This is a genomic window from Stenotrophomonas sp. 22385 (genome assembly GCF_052045085.1).
Lineage (GTDB): Bacteria > Pseudomonadota > Gammaproteobacteria > Xanthomonadales > Xanthomonadaceae > Stenotrophomonas.
In genome coordinates this window covers 135811-151400 of record NZ_JBQEOG010000003.1, presented here as the reverse complement: position 1 = coordinate 151400, position 15590 = coordinate 135811, and the positions used below count along the sequence as shown (strand labels likewise).

Annotated in this window: 13 protein-coding genes; 7 read left to right on the top strand and 6 right to left on the bottom strand. The window is 67.5% G+C overall.

Features of this window, described 5'->3' with window-relative positions; all coding sequences use genetic code 11:
- Nucleotides 1-16 precede the first annotated feature (16 nt).
- Both ACTJI4_RS07395 and ACTJI4_RS07390 read left to right on the top strand, forming a co-directional pair.
- Entirely contained in the window at nucleotides 17-1513 is a 1497-nt protein-coding gene (locus tag ACTJI4_RS07395) for an aminotransferase class III-fold pyridoxal phosphate-dependent enzyme (protein ID WP_392916756.1), read from the top strand.
- Nucleotides 1514-1553: 40 nt separating this feature from the next.
- Nucleotides 1554-2153, top strand: a complete 600-nt coding sequence (locus ACTJI4_RS07390) for a TIGR00730 family Rossman fold protein (protein ID WP_440868913.1) — start codon at nucleotides 1554-1556, stop codon at nucleotides 2151-2153.
- On the opposite strand, the gene ACTJI4_RS07385 is transcribed toward ACTJI4_RS07390, so the two are convergent.
- Nucleotides 2143-5028 carry a bifunctional diguanylate cyclase/phosphodiesterase gene (locus tag ACTJI4_RS07385; RefSeq protein WP_392916750.1) on the bottom strand — a complete coding sequence of 962 codons (2886 nt, stop codon included), beginning with the start codon at nucleotides 5026-5028 and terminating at the stop codon, nucleotides 2143-2145. The genes ACTJI4_RS07390 and ACTJI4_RS07385 overlap by 11 nt on opposite strands.
- 203 nt (nucleotides 5029-5231) lie before the next feature.
- On the opposite strand from ACTJI4_RS07385, the gene ACTJI4_RS07380 reads away from it, so the two are divergent.
- The 5 genes from ACTJI4_RS07380 to ACTJI4_RS07360 all read left to right on the top strand — a co-directional run bounded on the left by ACTJI4_RS07380 (nucleotide 5232) and on the right by ACTJI4_RS07360 (nucleotide 9338).
- On the top strand, nucleotides 5232-5786 hold the full coding sequence (locus ACTJI4_RS07380; RefSeq protein ID WP_392916747.1) for an RNA polymerase sigma factor: 555 nt from the start codon (nucleotides 5232-5234) through the stop codon (nucleotides 5784-5786).
- The gene (locus ACTJI4_RS07375; RefSeq protein ID WP_440868912.1) at nucleotides 5783-6703 is read left to right on the top strand and encodes a hypothetical protein; all 921 of its coding nucleotides are present in this window, start codon (nucleotides 5783-5785) and stop codon (nucleotides 6701-6703) included. The genes ACTJI4_RS07380 and ACTJI4_RS07375 overlap by 4 nt, the downstream gene beginning before the upstream one ends.
- Nucleotides 6704-6713: 10 nt before the next feature.
- A complete protein-coding gene (locus ACTJI4_RS07370) occupies nucleotides 6714-7322 on the top strand; it encodes an IMPACT family protein (protein ID WP_392916741.1) in 609 nt (202 codons plus the stop codon).
- Nucleotides 7315-9081 (top strand): ABC transporter transmembrane domain-containing protein, encoded by a 1767-nt coding sequence (locus ACTJI4_RS07365; RefSeq protein WP_440868911.1) that lies wholly within the window; start codon nucleotides 7315-7317, stop codon nucleotides 9079-9081. The genes ACTJI4_RS07370 and ACTJI4_RS07365 overlap by 8 nt, the downstream gene beginning before the upstream one ends.
- A gap of 68 nt (nucleotides 9082-9149) precedes the next feature.
- Nucleotides 9150-9338: a hypothetical protein gene (locus ACTJI4_RS07360; protein WP_392916736.1), complete on the top strand. Its 189-nt coding sequence runs from the start codon at nucleotides 9150-9152 to the stop codon at nucleotides 9336-9338.
- A gap of 186 nt (nucleotides 9339-9524) precedes the next feature.
- Here the strand turns inward: ACTJI4_RS07360 and ACTJI4_RS07355 are convergent, their stop codons facing one another.
- The 5 genes from ACTJI4_RS07355 to grpE all read right to left on the bottom strand — a co-directional run bounded on the left by ACTJI4_RS07355 (nucleotide 9525) and on the right by grpE (nucleotide 15519).
- The gene (locus tag ACTJI4_RS07355; RefSeq protein ID WP_440868910.1) at nucleotides 9525-10637 is read right to left on the bottom strand and encodes a prephenate dehydrogenase; all 1113 of its coding nucleotides are present in this window, start codon (nucleotides 10635-10637) and stop codon (nucleotides 9525-9527) included.
- Nucleotides 10634-11542: a pyridoxal kinase gene (gene pdxY / locus ACTJI4_RS07350; RefSeq protein ID WP_440868909.1), complete on the bottom strand. Its 909-nt coding sequence runs from the start codon at nucleotides 11540-11542 to the stop codon at nucleotides 10634-10636. The genes ACTJI4_RS07355 and pdxY overlap by 4 nt, the downstream gene beginning before the upstream one ends.
- 108 nt (nucleotides 11543-11650) lie before the next feature.
- Complete coding sequence (dnaJ, locus tag ACTJI4_RS07345) at nucleotides 11651-12778, bottom strand: molecular chaperone DnaJ (RefSeq protein WP_392916728.1); 1128 nt, start codon at nucleotides 12776-12778, stop codon at nucleotides 11651-11653.
- A gap of 161 nt (nucleotides 12779-12939) precedes the next feature.
- Nucleotides 12940-14874 (bottom strand): molecular chaperone DnaK, encoded by a 1935-nt coding sequence (dnaK, locus tag ACTJI4_RS07340; protein ID WP_440868908.1) that lies wholly within the window; start codon nucleotides 14872-14874, stop codon nucleotides 12940-12942.
- A gap of 129 nt (nucleotides 14875-15003) precedes the next feature.
- On the bottom strand, nucleotides 15004-15519 hold the full coding sequence (gene grpE / locus ACTJI4_RS07335) for a nucleotide exchange factor GrpE (protein ID WP_392916722.1): 516 nt from the start codon (nucleotides 15517-15519) through the stop codon (nucleotides 15004-15006).
- Nucleotides 15520-15590: the final 71 nt, after the last annotated feature.

The window sequence follows — 15590 nt, the reverse complement described above, 5'->3', positions numbered from 1 at the left end:
TTTCAGGAGATCTGCAATGAGCTTCATCGAACGCCTCGCCCCTCTTCGCGCCCAACCCGGCACCCGCCTCACCGCCGGCCTGGATGACGCCACTCTTGAACGCCTGGCGGCCGGCCACCCGCAGCTGGTGGCGGCCGTGGAGGCTGCAGCCGTGGAATTCGAGCGCGTCCGCGCCGACCTGGCCGATGTGCTGGCCCTCGATGAGCGGGCCCAGATCGATGCGATGCAGGACGGCTTCGTCAATTTCTACGCCGACGATGCGGTGACCCCGTACGTCGCCCTCGCCGCCCGCGGTGCCTGGGTGGTAACCCTGAAGGGCGCCGTGCTGTACGACGCCGGCGGCTACGGCATGCTCGGCTTCGGGCACACCCCTGACGCCGTTCTGGAGGCCATGTCGGCCCCCCAGGTCATGGCCAACGTGATGACGCCGAGCCTGTCGCAGCAGCGCTTCATCAACGCATTGCGCGCCGAGATCGGGCACCGACGGGGCGGCTGCCCGTATGCAAGGTTCATGTGCCTGAATTCCGGTTCGGAGGCCGTCGGGCTGGCCGCGCGCATCGCCGATGTCAACGCGAAGCTGCAGACCGATCCGGGTGCCCGTCACGCTGGCGCGAAGATCAAGCGGGTGGTGGTGAAGGGCAGCTTCCACGGCCGCACCGATCGTCCCGGCCTGTACTCGGATTCCAGCCGGAAGACCTACCTTCAGCACCTGGCCAGCTATCGCGGGGAGGACACCGTGATCGCCATCGCGCCTTATGACGAGGAGGCCCTGAAGCGGGTCTTCGCCGAGGCCGAGCAGAACCACTGGTTCATCGAGGCGATCTTCCTGGAACCGGTGATGGGCGAAGGCGACCCCGGCCGCGCGGTGCCGCCGTCCTTCTATGCGCTGGCGCGCGAACTGACCCGCCAGCATGGCAGCCTGCTGCTGCTGGACTCGATCCAGGCCGGCCTGCGCGCGCATGGCGTGCTGTCGATCGTGGACTACCCCGGCTTCGAAGGCCTGGACGTGCCGGACATGGAGACCTATTCCAAGGCCCTGAACGCCGCGCAGTTCCCGCTGTCGGTGCTGGCCGTGACCGAACATGCCGCGCAGCTGTACCGCAAGGGCATTTACGGCAACACCATGACCAGCAACCCGCGGGCACTGGACGTGGCCTGCGCCACGCTGTCGCTGCTGACCCCGCAGGTGCGCGACAACATCCGCCAGCGCGGTGAAGAGGCCGTACGCAAGCTGGAACAGCTCAAGGGCGAGCTGGGCGGGCTGATCACCAAGGTGCAGGGTACCGGCCTGCTGTTCTCCTGCGAACTGGCCCCGCAGTTCAAGTGCTACGGCGCCCATTCCACCGAGGAATGGCTGCGCAACCATGGCATCAACGTGATCCATGGCGGCGAAAACTCACTCCGGTTCACCCCGCATTTCGGCATGGACAGCGAAGAACTGGACCTGCTCGTAAGCCTGGTCGGCCGGGCCCTCAAGGAAGGCCCGCGCCGGGAACAATCGCGGGCCGCCTGACAGCCATGCGAGAATGGGAGGTTTCCAGCGGGAACCTCCCATGAAGTCGATCTGCGTCTACTGCGGCTCCAACGCCGGCAGCAAGCCCATCTACACCGAACGTGCCATCGCTCTGGGTGATCGCATCGCCCGCGACGGCCTGCGCCTGGTCTACGGCGGCGGCAACGTCGGCCTGATGGGCACGGTGGCCAATGCCGTGCTGGCCGGCGGCGGTGAAGTGACCGGGGTGATTCCGCAGCAGCTGGCGGACTGGGAGGTGGCCCACCGCGGCCTGACCGAACTGGAAATCGTGGGTTCCATGCATGAGCGCAAGTCGCGCATGTTCAAGCTCTCCGACGCGTTCGTGGCACTGCCCGGCGGTTTCGGCACCATGGAAGAAATCTTCGAGATGCTGACCTGGCGCCAGCTCGGCATCGGCAACAAGCCGTGCGCATTCCTTGACGTGGACGGCTTCTACGCGCCCCTGATCGGGATGATCGACCGCATGGTCGAGGAGCGCTTCCTGCACCCGGACCAGCGCGCGGACCTGTGGTACGGCTCGGATATCGACGCCATGCTGGACTGGATGCGCGCCTATGAGCCGGCCCAGGCCTCGAAGTGGATCGACGAAAAGCGCCGCACCGCGCTGATCAGCCAGTGACGAAGGTGTCCATCGGCGCGGGGCGACCGAGCAGGTAGCCCTGGCCGTAGTCACAGCCCAGCTGCAGCAGCGTCTGGCGCTGGGCCATGTTCTCAATGCCCTCGCCCACCGTTTCGATACCCAGCGTGCGCGCCAGCGAGAGCACGCCCTGCACGAGCGCATGGGTGCTCTGCAGGTCCTGGCCATGCAGGCCGGCAATGAAACTCTGGTCGATCTTGAGCGTGGATATCGGGAAGCGGTGCAGGTAGGACAGCGCCGAAAAGCCGGTACCGAAGTCGTCCAGCTGTACCAGCACACCCCGTTCGCGCAGCGTCTGCAGGATCCGCAGCGTGCGCGGGCCGTCGTCGAGCAGTGCCACTTCAGTGATCTCCAGGCGCAGCCGCCGCGGGTCGGCGCCGGCCGCTTCGATCAGGCCGAACAGGCGCGCGCTGAAGTCGGCCGAGCGGAAATGGCGCGGCGACACGTTCACCGAAAGATAGCCCTCGCCGCCGCGCGCGAGCTGGCCAATCACGTCTTCGTAGAGCAGCCAGTCGACCTGCTCGATCAGCCCGCTTTCCTCGCCCAGGTCCAGAAACGCGCTGGGCAGCAGCAGCCCGCGGCGTTCGTGGCGCCAACGCAGCAGCGCCTCGTAGCCCACCACCTGGCCATCGGCCAGGCGCACGATCGGCTGGTAATAGGGCAGGAAATCGCGGTTGTTGATCGCCCGGCGCAGGTCCGCTTCCAGGTCCAGGCTGCGCAGCGCTTCTTCGCGCATGGCCTCGTCGAACACCGCGCAGCGGTCTTTGCCCTGGGCCTTGGCCCGGTACATCGCCGCGTCCGCGTCACGCACCATTTCCTCGCCATTGCGGTAACGCGGGCTCCACATCGCGATGCCAAGACTGCCCGACGGGAACAGCTCGCGGCCCTGCACCCACATCGATTCTTCAAGCGCTACCAGCATACGCTGGGAAAACTCGCGCGCCGATGCCAGCCCCTGCTCGCATTCGAGCAGGATCGCGAACTCATCGCCGCCAAGCCGGGCGACCACATCATCGCCACCCACCATCGAGACGATGCGTTTGGCCACCTCCACCAGCATCTGGTCGCCGGCCGCGTGGCCGATGCTGTCGTTGACCAGTTTGAAGCGATCCAGGTCCAGGAACAGCACAGCAAAGCGCAGGCCGTCGCGCGAACGCGCGCGGGCGATGGCGTCTTCGAGGCGGTCCAGCAGGTGCGCGCGATTGGGCAACCCGGTCAGCGCGTCATGCAGCGCCTGGTGGGTGAGCCGCTGTTCGGCGCGCAGGCGCTCGCCGATCTGGCCCAGCAGCTTGCCATTGACTTCGGCCAGTTCGCGGGTGCGCTCCTCCACCCGCTTTTCCAGCTCGGCGTGCGCGTTGCGCAGGCGCTCCTGGTCGCGCTGGCGGGCCAGACCGTTGCCGATGTTCTGCGCAACGAACGTGAGCAGGCGCTGGTCGTGCGCGGTGAAACTGATCTCCGGTGAATAGCTCTGCACCACGATCACGCCCACCACATCGTCATCGCTCAGCAGTGGCACCCCCAGCCAGCAGTGCGAACGCGCGCCGAACTCGTTCACGCTGCCCGAGGCACGCAGCGCATCGATCTGCTCGCGCGAGGCCAGCAGGGGCTGCCGGTTGCGCACGATGTATTCGGTGAGGCCCTTGCTGAACGGTCGTGGCGCCCGCGCCGCGTTGTACTCGTCCACCGAGTACACGAATTCCAGCCCCTGGCCGGATTCATCGACCAGGGCGATGTAGAAATTGCGCGCATCCAGCAGCGTGCCCACCACCCCATGCACCTGCACGTAGAACTGCGCCAGGCTTTCGGCGCTCATCGCCATCTCGGCGATGTTGAACAGTGCCAGCTGCAGCTTTTCGGCTCGACGGCGTTCGATCACCTCGTCCTGCAGGCTGTGGTTGGCGCGCTGCAGCTCCAGCGTGCGCCGCTCCACCTGGCGTTCCAGCTGCACCTGCGCCTGGCGCCGGTCCATCGCGGTGAGGATATGCTGGGCCACGTAGCCCAGCAGGGTGCGATCGGCTTCGTTGTAACGCACGCGGTGTTCGTAGCTCTGCACCACGATCGCCCCACAGACCCTGCCCTCGCGCAGCATCGGCACGCCGAGCCAGTCCAGGCTCTCCGGCCCGCGGCTGGGGTCGTATTCGTCGCTCATCGCCGCCAGCAGTTCGTTGGATGGCCCGCTCAACGGCTGCCCATGGCGCAGCAGCGCAAAGGTCAGGCTGCGTGGCATCTCGTGTTCGTCATAGCTGCGATCAGGATCGGCGACGAAGCTGTCGCGCTGATCGGCGAAGTACAGAAAGCGGATCCGCCGGCGCACGTCGTCATACTCGACGATGTAGCAGTTCTGTGCGTACATCAGTGAGTTGAGCACGCGATGGAAGTGCCGCAGCATCTCGGTCATTTCCAGATCCGCGCCGGCCAGGTCTGCGATTTCGTAAAGCGCCTGCTGCAGGCGCTTGGAATTCTCCAGCGAACGGATCTGTTCACGCTGCCGGGCCAGCGCCAGCGCGTCCTGCAGGCTGCTACGCGCCGCTGCCCACCAGGCGTCATGGGGCGATGTCCGATCGGCCAGCACCACCTGGATCACCAGGTCGCCGCCCTGGTGCTGCCAGCGGTACCGTGCGCAGGACCCGGGCGATGCCGGCGGGCCCAGCAGCGCTTCCAGCAACGCCTGCTCTGGCTGCGTCGAGCGCGGATGGGTGATGCAGCCTTCGCCCAGCGCGGCGTCGGACCAGCCCAGTGCAAGCTGCGCCCCCTCGGGCAGCAACGCGCACAGCATCCGCGCAAGCGCGGGGGACACCACCGCGCCACGGTCCGGATGTCCCGAGGTCGTCACTGCCTGGCTGGACAACATGTTCATCTCTTCTGGCGCCGGAGAACCGGCACCTCCCCTGTATCGGGAGCATAACGCGCCCCCGGGGGGGCAATGGAAGCCCTTGACCCCATTGCCCGCCCTTGGCCGTTGTTCGCTGTGTCTCCCGCTGGGTCTGCCCTGTGATTTCAGCTGCTGCTCCCGTTCCGCGCCGCTATGCGCAGGCCCATTCAGCGCTTACTCTGTGCGCCGTGGATGCCGCCGCCCTGCCAACCGACGAATCGCTGATGCTGGCCTGGGCCGGCGGCGACCTGCGTGCATTCGAGGCCCTGTATGCCCGCCACCGCAACCGCCTGTACAGCTTCCTGCTGCGGCAGCTGCGCGATGCGGCGCTGGCCGACGAGATGTTCCAGGACGTATGGCAGCGGGTGATCGCCGCACGCACAGGCTGGCAGCCTGAAGCGGCCTTCACCACCTGGCTGTTCCGCATTGCCCATAATCGGCTCAATGATCATTGGCGGGCGTCACGCCACCGGCCGACGGCGCCCGGCGATGCCGACGAGCGCGTGGCGCGGATGAGCGACACCCGCACCCCGGAGAGCCAGCTGTCTGATTTCGAGCAGCGCCGCCGCCTGCAGCTGGCGATGGAACAGCTGCCCGATGACCAGCGTACGGTGCTGCAGCTGCGGCTGGAGCAGGAACTGAGCCTGGAGGAGATCGCGCAGATCACCGGCGTGGGCCGTGAAACGGTCAAGTCGCGGCTGCGCTACGCGATGGACAAGCTGCGCGCGGAGTTGAGCCCATGAACCGCCCTGATGCCCTGACGCCGGAAGAACGCGAGCTGGCCCGCCTGCTCGGTCGCGCCGCGCCGGCTGCGCCGCCTGCGGCCGTGGACGAGGCGGTGCTGGCCGCCGCCCGCGCCGCAATCCGCCCCGGCGCCGCCGCTGATGTCCCCCCGGCGGGCGCCGCCCCGGTGCACGGCACGCACCGCCGGCGATCACGCCTGCCCGCCGTGTTCGGCCTGGCCGCATCGCTGGTGTTCGCGGTCGGCATCGCCTGGCAGCTGAAGCCCGAGGCACCCCCGCCGGCCGCGCCGGTATCGGCGGCTGCGGAGGCGGCGGCCGAAGTCCCGGCGCCGGCCGCCGCAGAGGCCGCGGTTTCGGCGGCAGCGACCACCGAAACCGTCGCGCCAGCGCGCGCGGAGCCCGCAACGCCCGCTGCCGCGGCGAAACCCCAGGGCGCGCGCGCCGCGCCAGCGCCGAAGCCCGCGCCGCCCCCCTTGCCGCCGGCACCATCGGGTGCCCTTCGGGCCGAGGCGCCGGTGGCGCCGGCGCCCATGGCGGCGCCGATGGCAGCGCCCAGCCCGCCCGAGGCCAGGATCCAGGCTGATCAAGCCCCCGAACTCGACAGTGTGGTGGTGACCGGCAGCCGCATCAACGAATCACGCGAACGTACGCAGGCCAAGGGCGCACCAGGTGTGATGCGGCGTGCTGCACCCGCCCCCGCCGCAACGTCGGCCTACGGCGCGCTGTCGGCCAACGCCATCGCCGTGGCCGTGGACGCCGACGCCGCGCTGCCGCGCCGGCAATGGATCAAGCGCATCCGCGAGCGCCGCGACGACGGCGATGTGGATACCGCGCGTGCCAGCCTGGAACGCTATCTGCAGCAGTACCCGGAAGCCCGCATTCCGCAGGATCTGCGCGAGTTGCTCGACCCCCACTAGAATGGCGGGGATGCCCGATACACTCGCCACCGCCGTCAGCCACAGCCTGGAAATCAAACACAGCCGTTTCGTCGCGCATGCCGCTCCGATCGGGTCGGCAGAGGACGCACTGGCCTTCCTGCAGCAGGTGGCGGTGCCCGATGCCACGCACAACTGCTGGGCGTACCGGCACGATAACGAATACCGCTCCAGCGACGACGGTGAACCGGCCGGCACGGCCGGTCGCCCGATCCTGGCCGCCATCGACGGCCAGGGCTTCGACCGCGTGATGGTGGTGGTGATCCGCTGGTATGGTGGCATCAAGCTCGGCGCGGGCGGGCTGGTACGGGCGTATGGCGGCACCGCCGCCGAGTGCCTGCGCACCGCGCCCCGGCTGCCGCTGGTGGCGCTGGCCGAGCTGACCGTGCAGGCGGCATTCGAGGACCTCGGCGCGTTGCATGCCGCATTGGCGGCGCACCACGCCGAAAAACGGGACGAAACCTTCACCGCCTCGGGCGTGGAACTGCACGTCCGCCTTCCCGCCGATCAGGCCGCCCCGTTGAAAACCCGCCTGCGCGACGCCACCCGTGATCGTATCCGCGTGCATTCGCGCACCGAACCAGGCCTTGTCCATGACTGAACCCTCTTCCGCACCGGAACCGGCGCTGCGCCGCCTTGGCAGCCTGGGCACGCTGTGGCCGTTCGTGCGCCGGCACGTGGGGCTGTTCTCGGCCTGGCTCGTGGCCCTTGCCGTCTCCTCGACCGCCACGCTGAGCCTGCCCCCGGCGGTGAAGCTGATGATCGACAACGGATTCGGCGGCAACGGGCAGATCAACCGTGCGTTCGCCCTGCTGTTGCTGGTGGCGGTGGTGCTGGGGCTGGCGACGGCGGCGCGCTTCTTCTTCGTTTCGCTGCTGGGCGAAAAGGTGGTGGCCGACCTGCGCAGCCGCCTGTACGCCCACCTGATCTCCTTGGGCGCCGGCTTCCACGACCGCAGCCGCAGCGGCGAGCTGGTATCGCGGCTGACCGCCGACAGCGAGCTGCTGCGCAGCGTGATCGGTTCCACCATGTCGGTGGCCCTGCGCAGCAGCGTCACGGTGGTGGGCAGCCTGGTGATGCTGTTCGTGACCAGCCCGCGCCTGGCCGCGTGGTCGCTGGTCGGCATTCCGCTGGCGGTGCTGCCGATCGTGATCGGGGCGCGGCGCGTGCGCGGCATTTCGCGCGCCAGCCAGGACCGCATCGCCGATGCCAACAGCCTGGCGGCCGAAACGCTGGGCGCGGTGCGCACGGTGCAGGCGCACGCGCGCGAGCCGTATGAGCGCAACCGCTTCAACCAAGCACTGGCCGAATCGATCCGCGCCGCGCGGCGCCGCATCGGCGCGCAGTCATTGGTGACGGCCACCGCCATCGTGCTGGTGTTTGGTGCCATCGTGGGCGTGCTGTGGCTGGGTGCGCATGACGTCAACGATGGCCGGATGACCGCCGGCACCCTGGGCCAGTTCGTGCTGTACGCGCTGATTGGCGGCGGCTCGGTCGGTGCACTGGCGGAAGTGTGGAACGAACTGCAGCGCGCGTCCGGCGGCATGGGCCGCATTGCCGAGCTGCTGCAGGAGGACATTGAAATCACCGCACCGAGCGACCCGCTGCCGCTGCCAGACCCACTGCGTGGCGAGATCCGTTTCCAGGACGTGGTCTTCCACTACCCGCAGCGGCCCGACACCGCGGCACTGGCCCACTTCGACCTGCATGTGCGCCCGGGTGAAACCGTGGCGCTGGTCGGGCCTTCCGGCGCCGGCAAGAGCACGGTGCTGTCGATGCTGCTGCGCTTCCATGATCCTGCCGCTGGCAGCGTGCGGGTGGATGGCGTGGACGTGCGCCGGGTCGATCCGGCGCAGCTGCGCGCGCAGATGGCACTGGTCCCGCAGCAGCCCACGCTGTTTGCCAGCAGCGCGTTGGAGAACATCCGCTATGGACGACTGGAAGCCAGCAACGAGGACGTGCAGCGTGCCGCGGCGGCTGCCGAAGCCGATGAGTTCCTGCAGGCGCTGCCCGACGGCTACCTGAGCGAGCTGGGCGAGCGCGGTGCGCGCCTGTCTGGCGGCCAGCAGCAGCGCATCGCGATCGCGCGTGCGCTGCTCAAGGACGCGCCGATCCTGCTGCTGGACGAGGCCACCAGTGCGCTGGACGCACAGAGCGAGCGTGCGGTGCAGCAGGCGTTGGAGCGCCTGATGGCCGGCCGCACCACGCTGGTGATCGCGCACCGGCTGGCCACGGTGCTCAAGGCCGACCGCATCGTGGTGATGGACCACGGGCGGATCGTCGCGCAGGGCACCCACACCGAGCTGCTGGCCGAAGGTGGACTGTACGCTGAACTGGCCAAGCTGCAGTTCATCGATTGATGACGTACCGATAACGCGAGAGGTTGCATGGTGGCGGCGCCCCATCAACCTGCTGCAGGAGGTGTTTGATGTCATTCCGTCAGTTTCCGGCCAGGGACACCAATGGCGAAGAATACGTGATCGTGGAATTCAAGCCTGAGTCGGGCGAAACCGCCGCCGACCCGCATGTCCGTTACGAACTGGCCGATGGCCGCCATCTGGTGCGTGACGGGCGTGAATTCCGCACCAGTGGTGGCGAGCTCACGCTGACCGTGTAGGGCGTACCGACCAGCGGTCGGCACCTACCTGGGTGGCGCACGACCGTTGGTCGTGCGCCTTTGGCCAACACTGGCCAATAAATCACCACCCATCTTGACAGCGTTGCCCCACGGGGGCTGCACGCGGTTATCCACATGCTTGTCCGCATGTCATCCACACCCCCTGTGGATGAATGCGACACGCTGTCAGCGCGGCAGCACCCTGCCCAGGCCAGTGGCGTCGATCTCCACTGCCGCGCGCTGCAGCGCATCCAGATCGCTGCCGGCCACGAAACCCGTCCGGAAATGCACTTCACCCGCGGGGGTGCGCGAAGAGTGGATGGAGGCCAGGCTGACCCCATGCCGCTCGAACACGTGCAGCAATTCGCGCAGCGAACCGGGGCGATCTTCCGGCAGGTGCACGCTGATCGCATTGCGCTCGGTAAGATCGGCCAGCAGGTAGCCCACGCGTTCGAAGGTGTAGTTGCCTGCCTGCAGCAGCGCCTTGCCCTGGTGCTCACGGTTTTCCTGGAGCAGCTGCGCACGGAAGGCGGCGCGTGCGGCATCATCGCCCTGCTCCACTTGCCCGCGCAGGGCCTGCAGTTGGCCCAGCAGCCGGTCCAGCATCGGCCCCACATGCGGGTTGCCGAACTGGATGTCCTCGTAGATGACCGGATTGAGCGACAGGATCCGCGCGATGATCGCGGTATCCAGTTCGAACGAGGCCGACCGGTACGGCATCAGTTCCGCCAGCGGCCCCAGCAGCGGCGCGTATTCGCGCAGCACCCCCGCCTGGGCCAGGTGGGTGGCGTGCACCATGGCCTGCACCAGCGCCATCACCTGGTCGTGGTGCTCGGGCGTGGCGCGCACGCACTCGGCTTCGAGCGCTGCGCACAGCTCGCCTACCCATCGCTGCCAATGCGCCAGCCGCGCTTCGCACACCACCATCACCCTGCCCTTCAGCGTGGGCGCCTTGGGCGGTGCGGTCATCGGGTGCAGCCCGACCACCTCGGCCTGCGAGGCCAGCATCGCAGCCACCGGCTCGCCCTTTACCGAGGTCACATCCAGCCACAGGCGACCGGCTTCGCGGCCGGCCGAACGCCTCACGTAATCGGCAATCAGGGTGGGCGTGTGCCGGATCGGCGCGGAGAACACCAGCACGTCCGCACGCTCCAGCAGTGTTTCGGGATCGTTCGACTGCGGATCGGCCGGATCATGGCCGATCACCTCCAGCCCAAGGCGCTGCTCCAGGAACGTCCGCAGCCAGCACCCGTAGGCGCCGGCGCTGCCGACGATGCCGACTACCGGGCGCAGCGTCACGCCAGCCGCTCGGCGCGGAAGCGGTGCGGCTGCGCCAGCGCGGCCGGTGCGGCGGCAAGCACGTCGAATTCTTCGTGGTCATTGGCCAGGGTAGCCTCCAGCGCGGCATGTACGCCGGAGATCGAGCGCGACAATGCCTGCTCGAAGCGCTCGCCGCGCAGCAGGAACGCGACCAGCAGCGACATCAGCACATCGCCGGTACCGGCCACGTCCACCGGCAGGTGCGGCGAGGACCAGCGCCAGATCGCATCGCGGCTGACCGCCAGCGTGACCAGCTCGCCCGGATCACCGCCCACGCTGTGCGCCAGCACCCATTCCGGCCCACGAGCCAGCAGCGCCTTCGACGCGGCGATGGCATCGACTGCGGCCAGGCTGGGCATGCCGGTCAGCCTGCCCAGCTCGAACGCGTTCGGGGTGACCAGCCAGGCATGCGGCAGCAGGCGCTCGGCGAAGATGGTTTCCAGCCCGGGTTCCACGTACGGGCCGGTGTGGGTATCGCCAATGACCGGGTCCAGGCAGTAGCGCAGCTGCGGCGACGCCGGCAGCACCGCATCCAGCCAGTCGGCAAAGGCCGCGCCGTTGCCGACGCTGCCGAAATAGCCGGACACCAGCATCTTCGCCCGTGCCGGCAGGCCGCGTTCGTTGGCGCCCTGCAACAGGTCGGCGAACCAGTCGGCCGGCAGCACGCGGCCGCGCGTGGTGGGATAGAACGGCGCGTTGCTCAGCAGCGTGGTGGGCACTTCGGCGACACGCACGCCCAGCGCACGCAGTGGCGGAACGGCCGCACTGTTGCCGGCATGGCCGTAGACCAGCTGCGACTGCACCGAAATGACGTCGACCGGCGACGGACCGTCCGGGCGCTGGCGGCGCCCATGGACCAGATGGCTTTCGAGGGTATCGTTCATGGCCCATTTTAGAGCGTACCGACCAACCGTCGGTACCTGCCCGCTGAATCGCAGCCACGAAAAAGCCGGGACGTGCCCGGCCTTTTCGTTACCGATGGAACCAACCGCTTACGAGGTCATGCGATCCCAGAAGCCCTTCACGCCATCGATGAAGGTCGCCGACTTGGGCGAATGCTTGCGCGCTTCTTCGCCGGTGAAGGTGGTCTCGAACTGCTCCAGCAGTTTGCGCTGCTCGGTGGTCAGGTTGACCGGCGTTTCGACCACCACGCGGCAGTACAGGTCGCCTTCGCTGCGGCTGCGCACCGAACGCACGCCCTTGCCACGCAGGCGGAACAGCTTGCCGGTCTGGGTCTCGGCCGGAATGCGGATTTCCGCATAGCCGCCCAGGGTAGCCACGCGCACGGTATCGCCCAGCGCAGCCTGCGAGATGCGGATCGGTACCTCGCAGTGCAGGTCGTCGCCATCGCGCTGGAAGATGGCGTGCTCGCGCACCCGCACTTCCACGTACAGGTCGCCCGGCGGCGTGCCGGCCGGACCGGCCTCACCCTCGCCCGCCAGACGGATGCGGTCGCCGGTGTCGACGCCCGCAGGCACCTTGACCGACAACACCTTGTCTTCTTCCACGCGGCCATTGCCGTGGCAGGTCTTGCAGGGATTCTGGATGATCTGGCCGCGGCCGTTGCAGTTGTGGCAGGCCTGCTGCATGGCGAAGATGCCACGCTGGATGCGCACCTGGCCCTGCCCACGGCACACGCTGCAGGTTTCCACCTTGCCATCATCCGAACCGCTGCCGTGGCAGTCGTCGCACTCTGCCAGGGTCGGAATCTCGATGCGGCGCTCGATGCCACGCACCGCTTCTTCCAGGTCCAGCTCCATCACGTAGCCGATGTCGGCACCGCGCCGTGCCTGCCGCGGACCCCCGCCGGCACCGCCGAAAATGTTGCCGAAGATGTCGCCGAAGATATCGCCCATGTCCGGGCCACCCGGGCCGCCACCGCCGCCCATGCCGTGCTCGAAGGCTGCGTGCCCATGCGCATCGTACATGCGGCGCTTGTTGGCATCGGACAGGGTTTCGTAGGCTTCCTTGCATTCCTTGAACGCCGCTTCGGCGGCACTGTCGCCGGGGTTGCGGTCGGGGTGGTGCTTCATCGCGCAGCGGCGATAGGCCTTCTTGAGTTCGTCTTCGGTCGCAGTGCGGGACACGCCCAACACTTCGTAATAATCGCGCTTGCTCATGGTGAAAATCTGTTTCCGGAAGTCGGGATTCGTCAAAGCGGAAGAGCGGAACCAGGTCCGCTCTTTCGTCGGGCGCCCCGGCACACCGGGGAACGGCGGTCAGGACCCACTGGAAGTGACAACGGGACGCTGCCTGCGCAACGCCCCGTGTCGTGTCCGGATCAGGACTTCTTGTCGTCCTTTACTTCGGTGAACTCGGCATCGACCACGTCGTCGTGCGCCGCGCCACTGGTGCCGGCACCGGCATCGCCGCCCGGGGCGCCGCCGCCCTGCTCGGCCGCGGCCGAGGCAGCAAACAGCGACTGGCCGGCTTCTTCCAGCACCTTCGACTTGGCCTCGATCTGGGCCTTGTCATCACCCTTCATCGCCGTTTCCAGGTCAGCCAGCGCCGACTCGACCTTACCGATGACATCGCCACCGACCTTGCTGCCGTGTTCGTTGATCGCGGTACGGGTACCGTGGATCAGTGCGTCAGCCTGGTTGCGCGCCTGGACCAGCTCATGGAACTTCTTGTCTTCTTCACGGTTGGCTTCCGCGTCGGCGACCATGCGTGCGATCTCGTCCTCGGACAGACCCGAACCGGCCTTGATCTCGACCTTCTGTTCCTTGTTGGTCTTCTTGTCCTTGGCCGACACGTGCAGGATGCCGTTGGCATCGATGTCGAAGGACACTTCCACCTGCGGCAGGCCGCGCGGGGCCGGCTCGATGCCGGAGAGGTCGAACTTGGCCAGCGACTTGTTGTAGCGGGCCTGTTCGCGCTCACCCTGCAGCACGTGCACGGTCACGGCCGACTGGTTGTCCTCGGCGGTGGAGAACACCTGCGAGGCCTTGGTCGGGATGGTGGTGTTCTTCTCGATGATCTTGGTGAACACACCGCCCATGGTTTCGATGCCCAGCGACAGCGGGGTCACGTCCAGCAGCAGCACGTCCTTGACGTCGCCGCCCAGCACGCCGCCCTGGATCGCCGCACCCAGTGCCACGGCTTCGTCCGGGTTGACGTCCTTGCGCGGTTCCTTGCCGAAGAACTCGGTCACCGCCTGCTGCACCTTCGGCATGCGGGTCTGGCCGCCGACCAGGATCACTTCGCTGATGTCGCTCGAACGCAGGCCTGCATCGTTCAGCGCGATGCGGCACGGCTCGATCGACTTCTTGATCAGGTCTTCGACCAGCGCTTCCAGCTTGGCGCGGGTCAGCTTGATGTTGAGGTGCTTCGGACCGGAGGCATCGGCGGTCACGTACGGCAGGTTCACTTCGGTCTGCTGGCTGCTCGACAGTTCGATCTTGGCGCGCTCGGCAGCATCCTTCAGGCGCTGCAGGGCGAGCGGGTCCTTGCGCAGGTCGATGCCCTGGTCCTTGTTGAACTCGTCCACCAGGTATTCGATGACGCGGTTGTCGAAGTCTTCGCCGCCCAGGAAGGTGTCGCCGTTGGTGGCCAGCACTTCGAACTGCTTTTCACCGTCAACGTTGGCGATTTCGATGATCGACACGTCGAAGGTGCCGCCGCCGAGGTCGTACACGACGATCTTGCGGTCCTTGCCATCACCCTTGTCCAGGCCATAGGCCAGGGCAGCAGCGGTCGGCTCGTTGATGATGCGCTTGACTTCCAGGCCCGCGATGCGGCCGGCGTCCTTGGTCGCCTGGCGCTGGCTGTCGTTGAAGTAGGCCGGCACGGTGATGACCGCTTCTGTGACGGTCTCGCCCAGGAACGCTTCGGCCGTCTTCTTCATCTTCTCAAGCACGCGCGCGGAGATTTCCTGCGGCGCCATCTTCCTGGCATCGCTGGTCTGCACCCAGGCATCGCCATTGTCGTGGGCCAGGATGCCGTAAGGCACGTGCGCGATGTCCTTCTGGACTTCAGCGTCGGTGAACTTGCGGCCGATCAGGCGCTTGACGGCGTAGAAGGTGTTCTTCGGGTTGGTGACCGCCTGGCGCTTGGCCGAGGCGCCCACCAGCACTTCGCCATCCTTGGTGTAGGCGACGATGGACGGCGTGGTGCGATCACCTTCCGCGTTTTCAATGACGCGGGCCTTGCCGCCGTCCATGATCGCCACACACGAGTTGGTGGTGCCGAGGTCGATACCAATGATCTTGCCCATGGGGAGACTCCTGAAATATTTGGGAACATCCGGCAGCTGCCGGGTTATGAATGGGATGTGTGGGACGCTTCCGACACTTTCAAGCCATCCATCAAACGCTGTGTCCGATGGCAGCCGAACGCGTTCAGGTCAGTCCCGGGCGACCACGACCAGCGCCGGCCGCAGCAGGCGGTCATTGAGCAGGTAGCCCTTCTGGAACACCTGGACCACGCTGCCCGGCGCCGCGCCAGGCGCATCGGTCTGGCTGATGGCCTGGTGGTGTTCCGGGTTGAAGGTCTGGCCGGTGGGGTCGAGCAGGGTCAGGCCGTTGTCGGCCGCCACCTTGAGCAGCTGCTTGTAGGTCAGCTCAAGGCCTTCGCGCAGCGGGCTGGGCTCGGCGCCGGCGGCGTTGAGCCCGGCGTCCAGGCTGTCGAACACCGGCAGCAGCTCGCCCAGCAGCTTTTCGTTGGCGAAGCGGCGTGCCTGTTCGACGTCGCGGGCCACCCGCTTGCGCTGGTTGTCCAGGTCGGCGCGCTCACGCAGCGACTCGGACCGGAGCAGGGCCAGTTCGTTGTGCAGGCTCTCCAGCTGCTGCTGCAGGGTATCCCCCGCAGCGGCGTCGCCGGCCGGGGTCTGGGATGCGATATCAGGCTGATCTTGGTTCATTTCCGGATCCTTGGCGGTGACTCTCCGCCTCCACCCACCCCTATGTGGGCGGCTGGACCCGATTCAAGAGC

Bases quoted from the DNA above. Each gene is read 5' to 3' on its own strand.
- ACTJI4_RS07395 (WP_392916756.1), top strand. From the start codon at position 17: ATGAGCTTCATCGAACGCCTCGCCCCTCTTCGCGCCCAACCCGGCACC.
- ACTJI4_RS07390 (WP_440868913.1), top strand. From the start codon at position 1,554: ATGAAGTCGATCTGCGTCTACTGCGGCTCCAACGCCGGCAGCAAGCCC.
- ACTJI4_RS07385 (WP_392916750.1), bottom strand. From the start codon at position 5,028: ATGAACATGTTGTCCAGCCAGGCAGTGACGACCTCGGGACATCCGGAC.
- ACTJI4_RS07375 (WP_440868912.1), top strand. From the start codon at position 5,783: ATGAACCGCCCTGATGCCCTGACGCCGGAAGAACGCGAGCTGGCCCGC.
- ACTJI4_RS07370 (WP_392916741.1), top strand. From the start codon at position 6,714: ATGCCCGATACACTCGCCACCGCCGTCAGCCACAGCCTGGAAATCAAA.
- ACTJI4_RS07365 (WP_440868911.1), top strand. From the start codon at position 7,315: ATGACTGAACCCTCTTCCGCACCGGAACCGGCGCTGCGCCGCCTTGGC.
- ACTJI4_RS07360 (WP_392916736.1), top strand. From the start codon at position 9,150: ATGTCATTCCGTCAGTTTCCGGCCAGGGACACCAATGGCGAAGAATAC.
- pdxY (WP_440868909.1), bottom strand. From the start codon at position 11,542: ATGAACGATACCCTCGAAAGCCATCTGGTCCATGGGCGCCGCCAGCGC.
- dnaJ (WP_392916728.1), bottom strand. From the start codon at position 12,778: ATGAGCAAGCGCGATTATTACGAAGTGTTGGGCGTGTCCCGCACTGCG.
- dnaK (WP_440868908.1), bottom strand. From the start codon at position 14,874: ATGGGCAAGATCATTGGTATCGACCTCGGCACCACCAACTCGTGTGTG.
- grpE (WP_392916722.1), bottom strand. From the start codon at position 15,519: ATGAACCAAGATCAGCCTGATATCGCATCCCAGACCCCGGCCGGCGAC.